A 17,087-nucleotide genomic window follows, 5' to 3' on the forward strand; every position below is an offset into this window, starting at 1 on the left:
GCGTCGGTGGCTTCGGCCGATCAATTAACAAACCGGGGCGGAGGTTGAAGGATCGTCCAATGGAACCCACGGAATCCGAAGGCGACGATCTCCTCAGTGAACTGCTGAAACCCCTCCGTCTCACCGGGGTCTTCGACAGCCGCTGGCATGTCAGCGCACCCTGGGCCATCGAGGGCGACGCGGAACAGAGCTGCGCCGTACTCCACTTCATCACCGAGGGCGGCTGCTGGATCACCGGCGAGGACCAGACCCCGCTCGAACTGCACGAAGGCGACCTCGCCGTGTTCCCCACCGGCACCGCCCACCGGCTCTCCGACCGGCCCGACCGGCGGGGCGTGGCGCTCGCCGCCGTACTGCCCGAGCGCCAGCCCGGCACCTCCGGCGAGATCAGGATCGAGGGCGAAGGCCCCGAGAGCCGCCTCCTCTGCGCCGGACTGCACTACGACGCCAGCGCCGCCACCGGCCTCTACAAGGCGCTGCCCTGGGCGCTGGTGCTCGACGGCTCCCAGGTGGACAAGGAGCCGCTGCTGCGCGACACGCTGCGGCTGCTCGCCGCCACCGACCGGCCCGTGGGTCCCGGCGACCGGCTGATCACGCTGCGCGCCTTCGAGATGGCGCTGGTCCTCGCGCTGCGGCCGCTGCTGCGCGAGCTCGCCGACAACCCCTCCTCGCTGCCCGTGCTGCGCCACCCGGGCATCAGCAAGGCCATGGTGATCATCGCGACCCGGTTCGCGGAGCCCTGGACCATCGAGTCGCTCGCCCGCGAGGTCGGCATGTCCCGTTCCGCCTTCACCGCCGCCTTCCGTGATCTGGTCGGCGAGGCGCCCGCACGGCATCTGACGGGCCGGCGGATGCAGGAGGCGGCCCGACTGCTCGGCGAGACCTCGCTGCCGCAGTCGGCCGTGCCGCAGCGCGTCGGCTATCAGAGCGCCGTCGGCTTCCACCTCGCTTTCCGGAAGTGGTACGGAATGACGCCGGGGGAGTACCGGTCGGGAAGCCCCTCAGCTGCAAGGCTGGCCGGTTATTAAGGACCGCTGGACGGTCGTTCATTGCCTGCGTCCTTGGCGGGATACAGGCTCGCTGAGTCGAGAGCCATCCGTTTGAGGAGAGACGTTGACCAGGTCCGGCCAGGATTACCTCGAGTCGCTGTGTGACGGGCGCGAGGTGTGGCTCGACGGCGAACGGGTCAAGGACGTCACCCGCCACGCCGGCTTCCGCAACACCGCGGCGTCGATCGCCGGCCTCTACGACCTGGCGCACGACTCCGAGTACAGCGAAGTGCTCACCTCCGGCGGCGTCCACCGGGCCTTCGCCGTACCGCGCTCGTACGAAGACCTGGTCGCGCGGCGCACCGCGTACAAGGTGTGGGCGGAGTCGAGCTTCGGCTTCCTCGGCCGTACGCCGGACTACATGGCGGGCGGTGCCGCCGGCTTCGCCGCCGTGCCGCGGCTGTTCACCACCGACTCCTTCGACGGCGCCGAGAACGCTCTCGCTTTCCACCGCAGGCTCGCCGAGGGCGATCTGTACTCGGCCTTCACCATCACCAACCCGCACTCCGGCAAGGGGGACGACGACCTGGTGGTGCGGGTCGTCGCCGAGAAGGACGGCGGGATCGTGGTGAGCGGCGCGAAGATGATCGGCACCGGCGCGGTCTTCGCCGACGAGGTGATCGTCGGCACGATCGAGCCGCTGGCCCCGGAGGACGTGGAGCACGCGCTGTGCTTCTCCCTGCCGGTCGACACGCCGGGCCTGAAGTTCGTCTCGCGTACGTCCTACGAGGCACAGGCGCGGAGCGTCTTCGACAACCCGCTCTCCTCCCGCTTCGACGAGAACGACGCGCTGCTCGTGTGCGAAGAGGTCTTCGTACCGTGGGAACGGGTGCTGACCTACCGCAATGTCGAGGCGACCGGCGCGATGTGGTGGCAGACCCCTGCCTACCTCAACTTCGGGCACCAGGCGGCCACCCGCTTCTGGACCAAGCTCGAATTCCTCACCGGCCTCGCCATCCTGCTGACCCGCGCCAACAAGACGTACCAACTGCCGCCCGTCACCCAGTCGGTCGGCCGGCTGCTCGGCATGGTCGCCCAGGCCAAGGCCTTTGTACTGGCCGCCGAGGCCGACTGCGAACAGGTCGACGGCGGCCGCGGCGGCGTCATGCCCGGCCAGGAGATCTCCTTCGCCCAGCGCATCATGGCCGGCGAGCTCTACCCGCGCGCCGTCCAGGAGATCAAGCTGCTCGCGGGCGGCGGCGTCATCCAGCTGCCCGCGTCCGCCGAGGACCTGCTGCACCCTCAGCTCGGTCCCGTCGTCCAGAAGTACCTGCGCGCGCCCGGCACCGGGGCCGAGGACCGGATCAAGCTGCTCAAGCTGGTCTGGGACGCACTCGGTTCGGAGTTCGCCGGACGCCATGAGCAGTACGAGCGCTTCTACCACGGCGCCCCGCACGTCTCTCTGACCATGCAGACGTGGGCGGGCGGCGCCGAGAGCTGCGAGGAGCTGGCCCAGGCCTGCCTCGACGGCTATGGCCTGAGGACCGGCAAGTGACCTCGGCCCGAACGGGCGCCGCGCTCGCGCTGCTCGCCTCCACCCAGCTGCTGCTGATCATGGACACCGCGATCATCAACGTCGCGCTGCCGTCGGTCGGCGACGACCTCGGCTCCGGCTCGGCCGGTCTGTCCTGGGTGGCCAACGCGTATCTGATCACCTTCGGCGGGCTGCTGCTGCTCGGCGGCCGCACCGCCGATCTGCTCGGCCACCGGCGGCTCTACCTCACCGGCCTCGGACTGCTGGCCGCCGCCTCCGCGGCCGGCGGCATCGCCGGGACGGCGGGCGCGCTGATCGCCGCCCGGGCGGTGCAGGGCGTGGGCGCCGCACTCGCCGCCGCCGCGGCGTTCGCGCTGCTGCTCAACCTCTTCCCGGACGGGCCCGGCCGGCACAAGGCGCTCGGAGTGTTCGCCGCGATGGGTGGACTCGGCGGCGTACTGGGCACCGTGCTCGGCGGCGTACTCACCGATCTGCTCGGCTGGCGCTCCACGTTCTGGCTCAATGTGCTCGGCGGGCTGGTGCTCGGGTTACTCGCACTGCGCTTTCTCGACGGGGGGACGCGCAGCGCACAGCCCGGCTTCGACGTCGGCGGCGCGCTCACCGCCACCGGCGGCCTCGGCCTGATCGCGTACGCACTCGTCGGCGCGGGCGAGGCGGGCTGGACCTCCCCGCGCACGCTCGCCGCCGGCGGCGCCGGTCTCTCCCTCCTCGCCGCCTTCGCCGTCATCGAGTCGATGATCGCCCGCCCGCTGGTGCCACCTGCCGTACTGCGCCGGCCCGCACTGCGCCTCGCCAACCTCCTCAGCGCGCTGGCCCAGATGGCGCTGTTCCCGATGTTCTTCCTGGTCAGCCTCTATCTGCAGAGCGTGCTCGGACAGTCTCCGCTGACCGGCGGCCTCGGACTGCTGCCGCTGTCGCTCGTCGTTGTCGCCGTCGCGCCGCAGACCGGCCGTCTCATCCTCCGTATCGGGCTCGGATCCACCATGACGCTCGGCTTCGCACTGCTCTTCGCCGGCATGGTCTGGCTGGCGCTCGCGCTCGCCGCCGACGGCACCTTCCTCAGCACCGTCCTCGCGCCCAGCCTGGTCCTCGGCATCGCTCTGCCGCTGGTCATGGTCACCACCAATGTGGCCGCCACCGCGGACGCCGCGCCCGAGGAGACCGGGCTCGCCTCCGGACTCATCAACACCAGCCAGCAGTTCGGCTCGGTCCTCGGACTCGCCGTCCTGGTGGCCGTCGCGACCACCGGCACAGAAGCGGCTGACGGGACCGGCGCCGAGACCGCCGGCTTCCGGTCCGCGCTGCTGGTCGGCGCCGGTTTCGCGGCCCTGGCCGCCCTGCTCTCCGTACGGCTGCGGCTGCCCGTACCCGCGATGGCGCCGCCACGCCAGGACCGCGTGGGCGGCGCCGTGGAGTGACCGTGTGCGGCGCGAAAGCGTGCGGAGAACGCATGCGGCGAACAGCGTCCGGTCGACCGCGTGACGCCAGCCGCTCCGCATCCCACCCACTGAATCGATGTTGCCCGAGGGGGGCATTCCGTTGACCCTGTACGACCTTGTCGCGCCCGGTCTCGATCTGCGCGGTGAACCGCGTTACCGGATAGCCGAGATACGCGCGGCCGACCCGCTCGGCGCCGACGCGCTGCTCGCCGCACTGCCCACGATGAACGCCGCCGCCGATGTGCCCGCGCTCACCGTCGCCCTGCGCACCCTCGTACCCGACCCCGACCGGGTCGCCGCGCTCGGCGTCACCGATGCGCTCGCCGCCATGCGCGACCTCGGCATCCTCCTTGGCTCCCTCAAACGCCACGGCACCGAACCCGTCGCCGCCGTGCCCGAAGTCCTGCCGGTGCTCGAGGAGCTGGGACGGCGCACCGACATGGTGCCGCGCGACACGGTGCACCACTACACGACCTGGAATCCGCTCGGGCCCCGGCAGCGGATGTACACGGGCGACAGGATGGAGGGCAACCTCCAGGACGCCGTGCGGATGGTCTTCCCGAGCCTGGTCGCCGCGCTCGACACCTGCGCGGAACTGGCCCGCCTGGAACCGTACGAGCCCGGCTTCGCCCTCGCACTCGACCGTATGGCGCAGCATGTGCAGTCCATGGTCGACTCCATCGACTTCACCGTCGCCAATGTCTCACCGGTCTTCTTCGCGCAGAAGATGCGCTCCTACTTCGAGGAGATCGACGTCGCGGGCCACGAATACCTCGGCCCGGCCGCCGCCCAGGTGCCGCTCTGGCTGGTCGATCTGACGCTGTGGCAGTGCGACCGCAGCAACCCCGCATACGACGAGTTCCTCCGCGAATCGGTGCAGTACAGCCTCCCCTCCTGGCGCGACCACTACGCCAGGCACCAGGGCGGCACCTCCGCCGTCTCCAAGCTCTCCGCCGCCATCAGCTGGGAGGCGGTCGACCGGCTGCCGCCGCAGCTCGCCGCGTCCGCGGTCTCCCTCACCCGGGTGCTGCGCATTCTCAAGACCTTCCGCGCCCGCCATATGACCGTCGCCCGCAAGGCGTACAGCGACGAGGTCCGGCTGTACGAGATGGGCAGCGGCGGGGCCCCGATCGCACTGCTGCGCTCGGTGCTCGATCTCACCAGGGACAACGAGACCCTCGTACGCCGCTCCGTCGAGCGGCCGCACACCCCCGCTGCCTGACCGTCCCAGGAGGTCCGTCCCCCATGACCCACATAATGATCGCCGGCGGTGGCATCGCCGGCCTCACCGCGGCACTCGCCCTGCACACCGCCGGTTTCGAGAGGATCACCGTCGTCGAGACGGCCCGCCGGATCCAGCCGGTCGGCGCCGGGCTGAACCTCATGCCCAACGCGGTACGCGAACTCGACGCGCTCGGGCTGCTCGACCGGCTCGAGGAGCTGGCCGTACGCACCCGTGAGCTGCGCTACTACCACTGCCGCGGCGGACTCGTCTCCCGCGAGCCGCGCGGTCTCGGAGCCGGATACCACTGGCCGCAGCTCTCCATCCAGCGCGGCGACCTCCAGCTGGCCCTCGCCGACGCGGTACGCGAACGGCTCGGCCCCGGCGCGCTCGTGGGCGGCGTCCGGGTCATCGGCCTCGACCCGCTTCCCGACGGCCGGCCCCGCGTCCAGCTGGAGCACCGCGACGGCGCACGGCGCGGCAAGGCCTCCCTCGAACCGGATGTCCTCATCGGCGCCGACGGCATCCGCTCGACGGTCCGCGCGGCCCTCAACCCGGGCGAGGGCGAGCCGCCGTGGAACGGCATGCTCGTCTGGCGCGGTGTCTCCCGCATCCCTGCCCACCAGGCCGGGACGTTCATGTTCATCGCGGGCGACGACCGGCAGAAAGCCGTGGTCTACCCAATGACCGAGCCCGCCGGGGACACCGGCGAGGTGCTCGTCAACTGGGCGCTCGCGATGCCCGCCGACTCCATCGACGACGCTACGCGCGGAGACTGGAACCGGCCGGTGCCGGTCGCCAAATTCCTGCACCACTACGAGGGCTGGGACTTCGACGGCGTCAGCGTCCCCGAAGTGCTCCGGGCCGCCGACACCGCCTTCGAGTACCCGATGGTGGACCGCGAGCCGCTCGCGCGCTGGTCGTACGGCCGTACGACGCTGATCGGCGATGCCGCCCACGCCATGTACCCGATCGGCTCCAACGGCGCGACCCAGTCCATCGTCGACGGCCGCGCGCTGGGCCACGCCATGGCCCGGTACCCGGATCCGGTCGAGGCGCTGGCCGCTTACGAGGCGGAGCGCAGGCCCGCCATGACCGAGCTTCAGCGGGCGAACCGGCAACTGGGCCCCGAGATCGTCATCAATATGGCTCATGAGCGTGCGCCGGACGGCTTCACCGACATCCACGAGGTGATACCGGCGCGGGAACTCGCCGAGATCGCCGCCCGGTATGCGGCGACCGGAGCCTTCGACGCGGAGACCGTCAACCAGGGTTCCCCGTACGGCATTTCGATGCGTTCGCCTCGCTGAGTGCCCCCGCGGGCGCCCGCCGGGCGACCGCGCGCCGTGGTTGAGGAGGCTCGGCTACCACTACCGTCTGGGGTGACGGAGAGGCGCACACCGTCGTGCGTCCCCTCGGATGCGTACCTCCCCTGCGAAGGTGGGACCCGTGAAGGCCATTCGTCGATTCACCGTCCGCCCCGTCCTCCCCGAACCGCTCAGCCCGCTCAGCGATCTGGCGCGCAATCTGCGCTGGTCCTGGCACACCGAGACCCGTGACCTCTTCCAGGCCGTCGACCCCGAGGGATGGCAGGCGGCGGGCGGAGACCCCGTGCGGCTGCTCGGGGCCGTGTCCGCCGCCCGACTGGCCGAGCTGGCCGGAGACCGGCGTTTTCTGCGCAGACTGACCGCCGTGGCCGACGACCTGGACGACTATCTGCTCGGGCGCAGGTGGTACCAGGCACACAGCGGCACCTCCGATGTCATCGACCCCGATGCGCCGGAATTCCCGGCCGCGGTCGCCTACTTCTCACCGGAGTTCGGCGTCACCGCCGCGCTCCCGCAGTACTCCGGCGGCCTCGGCATCCTCGCCGGCGACCATCTCAAGGCAGCCAGCGACCTCGGCGTACCGCTCATCGGCGTCGGGCTGCTCTACCGCCACGGCTACTTCCGCCAGTCGTTGTCCCGCGACGGCTGGCAGCAGGAGCACTACCCGCTTCTCGATCCGAACGAGCTCCCGGTGAGCCTGCTGCGGGAGGCCGAGGGGACGCCCGTCCAGGTGTCTCTCGCCCTGCCCGGCGGGCGTTCGTTGCGCGCGCACATCTGGGTCGCCCAGGTCGGCCGCGTACCGCTGCTGATGCTCGACTCGGACGTCGAGGAGAACGGTCCGGGCGAGCGCGATGTCACCGACCGGCTGTACGGCGGCGGCAGCGAGCACCGGCTGCTGCAGGAGATGCTGCTGGGGATCGGGGGAGTACGGGCGGTACGTGCGTACTGCCGGCTGGCCGGCCACCCCGCGCCCGAGGTGTTCCACACCAACGAGGGGCACGCCGGCTTCCTCGGCCTGGAGCGCATCCGCGAACTGGGTGACACGGGCCTCGACTTCGACGCGGCGCTGGAGGCGGTCCGGGCCGGGACCGTGTTCACCACACACACGCCGGTGCCCGCCGGGATCGACCGCTTCGACCGCGAGCTCGTCGCCCGCCACTTCGGCGACCGCGGGGAGCTGGCCGGAGTCCCGGTCGAGAAGGTGCTCCAGCTCGGTATGGAGACCTATCCGGGCGGCGAGCCCAATCTCTTCAACATGGCGGTGATGGGGCTGCGGCTGGCCCAGCGCGCCAACGGGGTTTCCGTCCTGCACGGGGCGGTGAGCCGCGGTATGTTCGCCGGCCTGTGGCCCGGCTTCGACGCCGAGGAGGTGCCGATCACCTCGGTCACCAACGGGGTGCACGCGCCGACCTGGGTGGCTCCCGAGGTTTTCCGGCTCGGTGCGCGCCAGATCGGCCCGGGCCGCACCGAGGACGCCCTGTCCGTGGGCGACTCCGAGCGCTGGGACGCCGTCGCGGACATCGCGGACGCCGACATCTGGGAGCTGCGCCGCGCGCTGCGTGAACAGCTGGTCCTGGAGGTACGGGAGCGGCTGCACGCCTCCTGGCGGCAGCGCGGCGCCGGCGCGGCCGAACTGGGCTGGATCGACGGGGTGCTCGACCCCGACGTGCTGACCATCGGGTTCGCCCGTCGGGTCCCCTCGTACAAACGGCTCACACTGATGCTGCGCGACCGCGACAGGCTGATGGAGCTGCTGCTCCACCCCACCAGGCCCATCCAGATCGTCGTCGCGGGCAAGGCGCATCCGGCGGACGACAGCGGTAAGCGGCTGGTGCGGGAGCTGGTGCGGTTCGCCGACGATCCGCGGGTCCGCCATCGCATCGTCTTCCTGCCCGACTACGGCATGGCGATGGCGCAGAAGCTCTACCCGGGCTGCGATGTGTGGCTGAACAATCCGCTGCGTCCGCTGGAGGCCTGCGGGACGAGCGGGATGAAGGCCGCGCTGAACGGCTGCCTCAACCTGTCCGTGCTCGACGGCTGGTGGGACGAGTGGTTCGAACCGGACTTCGGCTGGGCCATCCCCACCGCGGACGGCTCGGCCACCGACGACGACCGCCGCGACGAGCTGGAGGCGGGCGCGCTGTACGAGCTGATCGAGGAGCGGGTGGCACCCCGCTTCTACGACCGCAACGGCAGCGGACTGCCCGAGCGCTGGATCGAGATGGTCCGCCGGACGCTGACCACGCTCGGTCCCAAGGTGCTCGCCGGCCGCATGGTGCGTGAGTACGTGCAGCGGTTGTACGCCCCGGCCGCCCAGGCCCACCGGTCCCTGAACGCGGACACCGCAAGCGAGTTGGCGGCCTGGAAGTCCCGGGTGCGCAGTGCCTGGCCGCGGGTGGCCGTCGACCATGTGGAGGCCCTCGAACAGGCCGCGCCCGCGGGCACGGCCGAGCTGGGCTCCACCCTTGCGCTCCGGGTACGGGTCGCCCTGGGCGGCCTTCAGCCGGACGATGTGGAGGTGCAGGCGGTGGCGGGCCGGGTCGATTCCGACGACGCGATCGCCGGCGCCCAGACCACCCCGCTGAAGCCGACGAGCGGCCCCGACCTGGATGGCCGCTGGGTGTACGAGGGCCCGCTCGCACTCGACCGTACGGGCCCCTTCGGCTACACGGTGCGGATCCTGCCGGACCACCGACTGCTCGCCGCCAGCGCGGATCTGGGGCTGGTCGCGCTGCCGACGGAGGCCACGGGGGAGGGCGCGGGCGTGCTGATGCGCTGATGCGTTGATCAATGGGGTTGGTGCGCTGATTCACGGTGATGTCCGCGCACCGCCGCAGGGCGAACCCGGCCGCATCCGCGGCCGGGTTCGCCCATGTGTACCGCCCGAGCCTTCAGCGACGGGATTGACCCGGCCTTTCTTCACGCCTTGAACTCGAAGCCTTGACGTGCTCATGGGATGCCTTTAGTTTCCTCACCCATCATGGCGTTCACTCTCGCGCTCAACGTTCATATGAGTGAACCCAGTTGGAGAGCGATCCCCACCGGAAGGCCACCCCCCATGCGTACCGGATCACGCGCCCTGCGCAGACCAAGAGCGCTTCTGCTCGCCCTCGCCGCAGTCCTGGCCTCAGCCCTGGCCGCGGTGCTGACGGCCCCGGCATCGGCCGTCAAGGACGCCGCTCAACAGGCCGCCGCACCCGCGGCGTTCACCCACCCCGGCGTGCTCGTCGGCCGCCCCCAGCTCGACTTCGTGAAGGCGAAGGTCACGGCAGGCGCCGAGCCCTGGAAGTCCGCCTACGATCAGCTGCTCAGCAGCAAGTACGCCTCGCTGTCGCGTACCGCCAAGCCCCGCGCGGTCGTCGAGTGCGGCTCGTACTCCAACCCCAACATCGGCTGTACGGACGAGCGCGAGGACGCCATCGCCGCGTACACCCTCTCGCTGGCCTGGTACATCGGCGGGGACAGCCGGTACGCCAGGAAGTCGATAGAGATCATGGATGCCTGGTCCGCCGTGATCAAGGACCACACCAACAGCAACGCCCCGCTGCAGACCGGCTGGGCCGGATCCTCCTGGCCCCGGGCCGCCGAGATCGTCAGGTACACCTACAGCTCCTGGCCGAACTCCGGTCGCTTCGGCACCATGCTGCGCACTGTCTACCTCCCCAAGGTGATCAACGGCTCGCACTCCAACGGCAACTGGGAGCTGAGCATGACGGAGGCCGCGATCGGTATCGCCGTCTTCCTGGAGGATCGCGGCGCCTACGACAAGGCCGTCGCCACATTCCGCGGCCGCGTTCCCGCGTACATCTATCTGGCCTCCGACGGCTCGCTGCCGAAGACCGCACCCGGCTCCGGTCTCGACACCCGCGACAAGATCATCAAGTACTGGCAGGGCCAGTCGACCTTCATGGACGGTCTCAGCCAGGAGACCTGCCGCGACCTCACCCACACCGGATACGGACTCTCCGCCATCTCGCACATAGCCGAGACCAGCCGTATCCAGGGCCGGGACCTCTACCCGGAGGTCGCCGACCGGCTCCGGCACGCGCTCGGGCTGCATGCCAAGTACCAGCTCGGCACGCCCGTGCCCGGCAACCTCTGCAACGGCAGCCTCAAGGACAAGCTCGGCCCCGTCACCGAGGTCGGCTTCAACGCCCTGCACAACCGCATGGGCATCGACATGAGCAACACCCAGCGCCTCACCGAGCAGCAGCGGCCCGCGGGCTCGGACAACCTGTTCGTGGCGTGGGAGACCCTGACGCACGCCAACAACCCCGCGTAGAACGCGGAAGCTGCCCGGGGGCTCGGCCCCGGGCAGCTTCTTGCGTCAAGGCTCAGAACTTCGGTCGGTTCAGAAGGTGAGCTTGAAGCTGTTGATGTTGCCGGTGTCCCATGCCGCCTTGTCCTGGACCCGCAGCTTCCAGGCGCCGTTGGCGACCTCGGAGGAGGCGTTGACCGTGTATGTCGCCTGGACGTTGTCCGCCGAGTCGGAGGAGCTGAACGGCTTCAGGTTGTACACCGTTCCGTCCGGGGCGACCAGGTCGACGACCAGGTCCCCGCGCCAGGTGTGGATGATGTCCACGCCCACCTTGAGGGTGGCCGGGGCGTTGCCCGTACGGCCCGTGACGTTGACCGTCGAGGTGACAGCCGCGCCGTTGTCCGGGATCGCGACGTCAGCGGTGTTCTCGAAGACCGTGCCGCCGGGGTCCGGGTCGCCGCCGCCGGGGCGGGCGCCGACGTTGATGCCGGCCCACGCGTCGGTCACGGACTTGACCTCGGCGCTGGTGGCTCCGTACAGCTCCGTCGCCACCGCGATGGTGCCGGTGCGCGCCGACGCGTAGTTGGTCGTGGAGTTGAACTTCGTGGTGAGCGCCTTGAACCAGATGAGCGAGGCCTTGTCGCGGCCGATGCCGGTCACGGGCAGACCGTCGGAGGTCGGCGAGTCGTAGTTGACGCCGTTGATGGTCTTGGGGCCGCTGCCCTCGGAGAGCAGGTAGTACCAGTGGTTCGCCGGGCCCGAGGAGTAGTGCACGTCGACGCCGCCGATACCCGAGTACCAGGCGTCCTTGGACGCGCCGTCCTTGCTCGGCTTGTCCATGTAGCGCAGCGGGGTGCCGTCGCCGTTGATGTCGATCTTCTCGCCGACCAGGTAGTCACCCTTGTCCTGGGCGTTGTTGGCGTAGAACTCGACGGCTGCGGCGAAGATGTCGGACGTCGCCTCGTTGAGACCGCCGGACTCGCCGCTGTAGACGAGCTTCGCGGTGGCGGCGGTGACGCCGTGGGTCATCTCGTGCGCGGCCACGTCGATGGATGTGAGCGGCTTGGCGTTGCCCGAGCCGTCGCCGTACGTCATGCAGAAGCAGCTGTCCTGCCAGAACGCGTTGACGTACGCGTTGCCGTAGTGGACACGGGAGTACGCGCCGACACCGTCACCGCGGATGCCGGAGCGGCCGTGCACGTTCTTGTAGTAGTCCCAGGTGAGCCCGGCGCCGTAGGCGGCGTCCGCGCCGGCGGTCTCCGGGTCGGAGGCCTGGCCGTTGCCCCAGACGTCGTCCGCACCCGAGTACAGGGTGCCGGTGCCGCTGGAGCCGTGGTTCAGGTTGTACGTCTTGTGGTTGCCTCGCCCGGAGTCGGTGAGGTTGTACGTGGAGCCGGACTGCACGCTGCCGACCGTCACCGAACCGCTGTACTGCGTGTTGCCGGTGCCGTTCTCGACGGCCTGCCACTCGAAGAGCTTCTTGCCGGTGGAGGCGTCGGTGACGACGTGCAGCTCGTTCGGGGTGCCGTCGTCCTGGAGGCCGCCGACGACGGTCTCGTACGCGAGAGTCGGCGTGCCCGACGCCAGCCAGACCACCTTGCGCGGTGCGCGGTCGGCCTTGGCCTTGGCCGAGCCCGCCGCCTTGGCCGCGCCCAGCGCCTGTTTCTCGGCGGTGGCGGGAGCGACGTCGGCGCTGGTGTCGATGTTCTTCAGGACCGACCTGGAGGCTTTGCTGACCGACTCGGTGGCCCCCGTCCTGGTCTCGGCGACCACCAGGTCGCCGCCGAGGACCGGGAGTCCGGCGTAGGTGCGCTCGTAGCGGGTGTGCGTGGTGCCGTCACGGTCCTGCGTGACGTCCCGCACGACGAGCTTCTCCTGGGCGGTGAGGCCCAGTTCCTTGGCGGTCGCCGCCGTGGTGGCGCTCGCCTTGCGGATCAGCTCGGCGCGCTGCGCGGGGCTGAGGTTCAGCGGCAGGGCGCCGGGGTCGGCCTTCCCTGCCATCGCTGCCGCCGAGGCGGCGGTCGCCGCCGGTTCGGCCGATGACGTACCCGTCTGGAATCCGACCGTCAGGAGGGCGGCGGTGGCTATGAGAGCTCCGGTTGCGGTGGTGCGCCGGCGAGGCGTGGGTCTCACGCGAACTCCTTCTGCGAGGGGGGTACCGGTCGGCTGGGTGGGGCCGGCCGGGCAGAGCATGCGGAGCGTGTGGTAATGGGTCGGGGGAAGAGTCCCAGGACTGAACGCCCCCTGTCAGGACCGCGTCAACAAGTTGGCTGGAAATCGTCCGCTGCGTGAATAGTCATGTTCGTTAAGCGGACGTTTCGTTGATCATCACCGCGATGCCGTCGAGCGTTCGGCGCAGCCCGAACTCGAAGAGCGTTTCGAGGTCCAGCTCGAACTCGTCCTGTATGAACAGAGTGTTGAGGAGCGGATAGTTCCCGGTCGCGGCGATCGCTTCGAAGTGTGGCTCGTTCCGTGCCATCCACTCGTCGTCCGACATTCCGGGGTCCTGCTCCGCCTGGGTCTCCAACTCCGCTGCCATGGCCAGCCCCTGGACGTATGCGAAGAGCGCGAGGTGGGTGTGGAACACCTGGAAGGGGGTCAGGCCGGTGCCGAGCAGGGCGCGCAGCACCCACTCGGTGTACTTCATCGCGTTCGGCGAGACGGTCGGCCGGGTGATGGAGGCCATCGCCTGCGCCATCCACGGGTGGCGGGCGTATACGGCGCGGAGCCAGCGAGCGGCGTACTCGAGCGCCTCGCGCCAGTCGGCCGGAACCGGTCCCATCGGCTTTTCGCCGCAGACCGCGTCCGTCATCAGCCGGATCAGCTCGGCCTTGCCGGGCACATGCCGGTAGAGCGCCATGGTGGAGGTGGAGAGCGAGGTGGCGATCCGCCGCATGGAGAGCGCCGGCAGACCCTCGGCGTCGGCGAGCGTGATCGCGGTGTGCACGATGCGCGCGCGGGTCAGTCCCGGCTCGACGGGTGCGCCGGCCGGGTGGGCCGAGGTGTGCGGCGGGTGCGCGGCGGCGGCCCGGGTGACCACGGTGCCGACGCCCGGCACGGGTCTCACGAGGCCCTCCTGACGCAGGGCGGCCAGGGCCTTCGTCGCGGTCGCCATCGCCACGCCCCACTCCTGGGTGATCGCGCGGGTGGACGGGACGCGGTCGCCGGGGGAGAGCTCGCCGGAGGCGATACGGCGGCGCAGCTCGGTGGCGATCCTCAGATAGGGCGGTTCGGTCTGCATGGCGGGTGAGTGTACTAGTGCACACCTGACGTCGTACGCCCCCATGACCTGTGTATTTACTGGGCTGTCGGGTGCAGCGCACTAGAGTGCACCAGGGGCTTGTTTGCGGTGTACGCAGACGGCTGCTTCGCTCCCCGTATGTCACCTGACGCACACACCGCGGGCCCGCGCGCCGGCCGCCGCGAATGGACCGCCTTCGGCGTCCTGATGCTGCCCCTCCTTCTGGTCTCCATGGATGTCTCCATCCTCTACTTCGCGATCCCATCCATCAGCGAGGACCTGCGGCCCGGCGCCACGCAACAGCTGTGGATACTCGACATGTACAGCTTCGTCCTCGCCGGGCTCCTCATCACCATGGGCGCGTTGGGCGACCGCGTCGGCCGGCGCCGGGTGCTCCTCGCGGGCGCGGGACTCTTCGGCGCCGCCTCGGTGGCCGCGGCGTACGCCCACAGCCCCGGTGCCCTGATCGGCGCCCGTGCGCTGCTCGGCGTCGGCGGCGCGTGCCTGATGCCGTCCACGCTCGCGCTCATCCGCAACCTCTTCAGGGACGCCAAGCAGCGCTCCACCGCGGTCACCCTGTGGACGATGGTCATGGCCACCGGCATCTCCTTCGGCCCTGTCGTCAGCGGCGCGCTGCTCGAACACTTCTGGTGGGGCTCGGTCTTCCTGATCAACCTGCCCGCGATGGCACTGCTGCTCGTGCTCGCGCCGCTGCTGCTGCCCGAGTTCAGGACTGAGGCGCGCGGGAAGTTCGACGTACTGAGCGCGTTCCTCTCGCTAGCGGCGCTGCTTCCCGTGATCCATGGCATCAAGGAGCTGGCCAAGCACGGCTACGAGACCCTGCCCCCTCTCGGCATCACGGCCGGCCTCGCGATCGGCGTGCTCTTCGTACGCCGTCAGGCCCGGCTGCCGCATCCGATGGTGGACCTGGCGCTCGTCCGCCGCCCGGCGTACGGGGGTTCGGTGCTGGTGAACCTCCTCGCGATGGCCGCGACCGTCGGCTTCGCGGTCTTCATCACCCAGTACCTGCAGGCGGTGCTGGGCAAGAGCCCCTTCGAGGCGGCACTGTGGAGCCTGGTGCCGACGGTGGGAGTGATGCTCGCGGCGCCGACGGGCGCGGTGCTTGCGCGGCGCGTCGACCGTTCGTATGTGATGGGCGGCGGGTTCCTGGTCTCCGCGGCGGGCTTCGCGTGGCTGACCCAGGTGCGTACGGACTCGGCGCTCGGATGGGTCCTGGTGGCCTGCTCGGTCTACGCGGCGGGCCTGGTCACCGCGATGACCCTCGCGAACGAACTGGCCCTGGGCGCGGCCCCGCCCGAGCGCGCGGGTGCGGCGGCGGCCGTCCTGGAATCGGGCCAGGAGCTGGGTGGCGCGCTGGGCATGGCGATCCTGGGCTCGATCGGCGCGGCCGTGTACGGCCACGACATGACGGGTGCGGCGGGCGCGGGGCGGGAGACGCTGGGCGGCGCGACGGCGGTGGCGGGGCACTTGCCGGCGGTTGCGGCGGAGAGCCTGCTGGTGGCGGCGCGGGAGGCGTTCACGCACGGGATGGGTTATGCGGCGGCGGGGGCGGGGGTGTTGATGGGGTGCGCGGCGGCGGCGTCGTTCGCACTGCTGCGGGACGCGCGGGAGGAACGTGCGGCGGAGGTCCTGGCGGGTTGAGGGGACCCTGGCGGGGCGCGGGTCCTGGGTGCATGGGCGTGACCGGTCTTGTGTCGGTGGCCGTCCGGGGTCCGCTCCGGGGCTCGTGTCGGGTACTGCGCTGTATCCGATATGCGGCTCCGCCGCGTGGTCACTGCGCTTCGCGCGAGTTGCGACGCTTTACGTCCAGAACACGACCCCTGCGCGTCCCCCTGCCAGGGACGGGGGGCGGGGCCTCTCGGGCGCACGGGGACGCGGTGGGTCAGCGGGTGGTGAGCACCATCCGGAAGCGCGCGGCGCCGGACATCATCCTTTGGTACGCCGCATCGGCCTGGTCCAGCGGCACGATCTCGGTCATCGGGCGGATCCCGTGCAGGGCGCTGAACGCCATGGTGTCCTGCACGTCCTGCGCGGTGCCGGCCGGGTGGCCGCGGATGATCTTGCCGCTCATGAGGAGCTGGTTCGGGCTGATTCCCAGCGGCTCGGCATCCGCGCCGATGATCACCAGCTCGCCGCGGGGGCGGAGCCCTTCCACGGTTGCCGTGATGGCGTCGGAGTTGGCGGCGGTGGCCAGGACCACCTTGGCGCCGCCGAGGGACTGCAGCGCTTCCGCGACGCCGGTGTCCGCCGTGCTGTCGATGTAGTGGTGCGCGCCGAGCTGCTTGGCGAAGTCGGCCTTGGCGGCTCCGCGGGCGATGGCCACGGTCTCGAAGCCCATCGCGGCGGCGTACTTCACCCCCAGATGGCCGAGACCGCCGATGCCGAGTACGGCGACCAGGTCGCCCGGCCGGGCGGAGCTGCGCCGCAGCCCGTTGTACGTGGTCACCCCCGCGCAGGCCAGGGGCGCCGCATCGGTCGCCGCCAGCGCGTCGGGGATCCGGGCCAGGGCGTCCTGCGGTGCGATCACCTTCTCGGCGAAACCCCCGTCGTACGCCCATCCGGGGACCTTCAGGTTCTCGCACACCATGAAGTCGCCCTGTCTGCAGGGCGTGCAGTGGCCGCAGCTGCCGCCGAACCAGCCCACCGCCACCCGGTCGCCCACCTTCCAGCCGCTGTATGTTCCCTCGCCGAGCTCCTCGATGCGCCCGGCGATCTCATGCCCGGCGACCAGCGGAAACCGGACACCCGGCAGCAGGGCGTTCACGAAAGCGGCGTCGCTGTGGCAGATCCCGCACGCCTCCACGGCAATCCGTACGTGGCCGGGGCCCGGCTGCGGTACCTCACGCTCGACGATCTCCAACGGACCGCCGACGGCGCCGACCTGCGCGACTCGATACGTGCTCATCTGGATCTCTCCCGGCTACGGGTAGGAAAACCCCCGAACCAGCAGACCAGCTCCGGACCGATCGCGCGCGCCGAATGGAGCCGGCGAGCCCCGTCGGCCGCAGCCGCCGGATACACGCCCGCACGCGCC

General features: G+C 70.6%; 11 protein-coding genes. 8 read left to right on the forward strand and 3 right to left on the reverse strand.

The genetic code is table 11. The annotated features are described in order from the left end of the window. Window positions 1-59: 59 nt before the first annotated feature. The 7 genes from AB0D12_RS12440 (at window position 60) to AB0D12_RS12470 (ending at window position 10,815) form a co-directional block, all read left to right on the forward strand. Window positions 60-1,028, forward strand: coding sequence for an AraC family transcriptional regulator (locus AB0D12_RS12440; RefSeq protein ID WP_362680245.1), 969 nt, complete (start codon window positions 60-62; stop codon window positions 1,026-1,028). Between the two features lie 85 nt (window positions 1,029-1,113). Beyond that, window positions 1,114-2,544 (forward strand): 4-hydroxyphenylacetate 3-hydroxylase N-terminal domain-containing protein, encoded by a 1,431-nt coding sequence (locus tag AB0D12_RS12445; RefSeq protein ID WP_362680248.1) that lies wholly within the window; start codon window positions 1,114-1,116, stop codon window positions 2,542-2,544. Beyond that, window positions 2,541-3,962 (forward strand): MFS transporter, encoded by a 1,422-nt coding sequence (locus AB0D12_RS12450; RefSeq protein WP_362680251.1) that lies wholly within the window; start codon window positions 2,541-2,543, stop codon window positions 3,960-3,962. Before AB0D12_RS12445 ends, AB0D12_RS12450 begins: the two co-directional genes overlap by 4 nt. A 97-nt stretch (window positions 3,963-4,059) precedes the next feature. Beyond that, the gene (locus tag AB0D12_RS12455) at window positions 4,060-5,205 is read left to right on the forward strand and encodes a monodechloroaminopyrrolnitrin synthase PrnB family protein (RefSeq protein ID WP_362680253.1); all 1,146 of its coding nucleotides are present in this window, start codon (window positions 4,060-4,062) and stop codon (window positions 5,203-5,205) included. 23 nt (window positions 5,206-5,228) lie between these two features. Beyond that, on the forward strand, window positions 5,229-6,515 hold the full coding sequence (locus AB0D12_RS12460; RefSeq protein ID WP_362680256.1) for a flavin-dependent oxidoreductase: 1,287 nt from the start codon (window positions 5,229-5,231) through the stop codon (window positions 6,513-6,515). 139 nt (window positions 6,516-6,654) lie between these two features. Beyond that, a complete protein-coding gene (gene glgP, locus AB0D12_RS12465; RefSeq protein WP_362680259.1) occupies window positions 6,655-9,312 on the forward strand; it encodes an alpha-glucan family phosphorylase in 2,658 nt (885 codons plus the stop codon). 279 nt (window positions 9,313-9,591) lie between these two features. Further along, a complete protein-coding gene (locus AB0D12_RS12470; protein WP_362680262.1) occupies window positions 9,592-10,815 on the forward strand; it encodes an alginate lyase family protein in 1,224 nt (407 codons plus the stop codon). Window positions 10,816-10,884: 69 nt separating this feature from the next. Here AB0D12_RS12470 and AB0D12_RS12475 read toward each other — a convergent pair whose 3' ends face one another. Both AB0D12_RS12475 and AB0D12_RS12480 read right to left on the reverse strand, forming a co-directional pair. Then, window positions 10,885-12,924, reverse strand: a complete 2,040-nt coding sequence (locus AB0D12_RS12475) for a M4 family metallopeptidase (RefSeq protein WP_362680265.1) — start codon at window positions 12,922-12,924, stop codon at window positions 10,885-10,887. A 172-nt stretch (window positions 12,925-13,096) separates the two neighbouring features. After that, entirely contained in the window at window positions 13,097-14,032 is a 936-nt protein-coding gene (locus tag AB0D12_RS12480) for a TetR/AcrR family transcriptional regulator C-terminal domain-containing protein (protein WP_362680268.1), read from the reverse strand. A gap of 138 nt (window positions 14,033-14,170) precedes the next feature. On the opposite strand from AB0D12_RS12480, the gene AB0D12_RS12485 reads away from it, so the two are divergent. After that, window positions 14,171-15,694 (forward strand): MFS transporter, encoded by a 1,524-nt coding sequence (locus AB0D12_RS12485; RefSeq protein WP_362680271.1) that lies wholly within the window; start codon window positions 14,171-14,173, stop codon window positions 15,692-15,694. A 241-nt stretch (window positions 15,695-15,935) separates the two neighbouring features. On the opposite strand, the gene AB0D12_RS12490 is transcribed toward AB0D12_RS12485, so the two are convergent. Further along, complete coding sequence (locus AB0D12_RS12490; RefSeq protein ID WP_362680274.1) at window positions 15,936-16,958, reverse strand: alcohol dehydrogenase; 1,023 nt, start codon at window positions 16,956-16,958, stop codon at window positions 15,936-15,938. Window positions 16,959-17,087 lie beyond the last annotated feature (129 nt).

It is taken from the genome of Streptomyces sp. NPDC048479, from assembly GCF_040651435.1.
In the GTDB taxonomy this organism is placed as follows: domain Bacteria; phylum Actinomycetota; class Actinomycetes; order Streptomycetales; family Streptomycetaceae; genus Streptomyces.

Coding starts and splice junctions, on each gene's coding strand:
- AB0D12_RS12440 (WP_362680245.1), top strand. CDS start 60: ATGGAACCCACGGAATCCGAAGGCGACGATCTCCTCAGTGAACTGCTG.
- AB0D12_RS12455 (WP_362680253.1), top strand. CDS start 4,060: ATGTTGCCCGAGGGGGGCATTCCGTTGACCCTGTACGACCTTGTCGCG.
- AB0D12_RS12460 (WP_362680256.1), top strand. CDS start 5,229: ATGACCCACATAATGATCGCCGGCGGTGGCATCGCCGGCCTCACCGCG.
- AB0D12_RS12470 (WP_362680262.1), top strand. CDS start 9,592: ATGCGTACCGGATCACGCGCCCTGCGCAGACCAAGAGCGCTTCTGCTC.
- AB0D12_RS12480 (WP_362680268.1), bottom strand. CDS start 14,032: ATGCAGACCGAACCGCCCTATCTGAGGATCGCCACCGAGCTGCGCCGC.
- AB0D12_RS12485 (WP_362680271.1), top strand. CDS start 14,171: ATGTCACCTGACGCACACACCGCGGGCCCGCGCGCCGGCCGCCGCGAA.
- AB0D12_RS12490 (WP_362680274.1), bottom strand. CDS start 16,958: ATGAGCACGTATCGAGTCGCGCAGGTCGGCGCCGTCGGCGGTCCGTTG.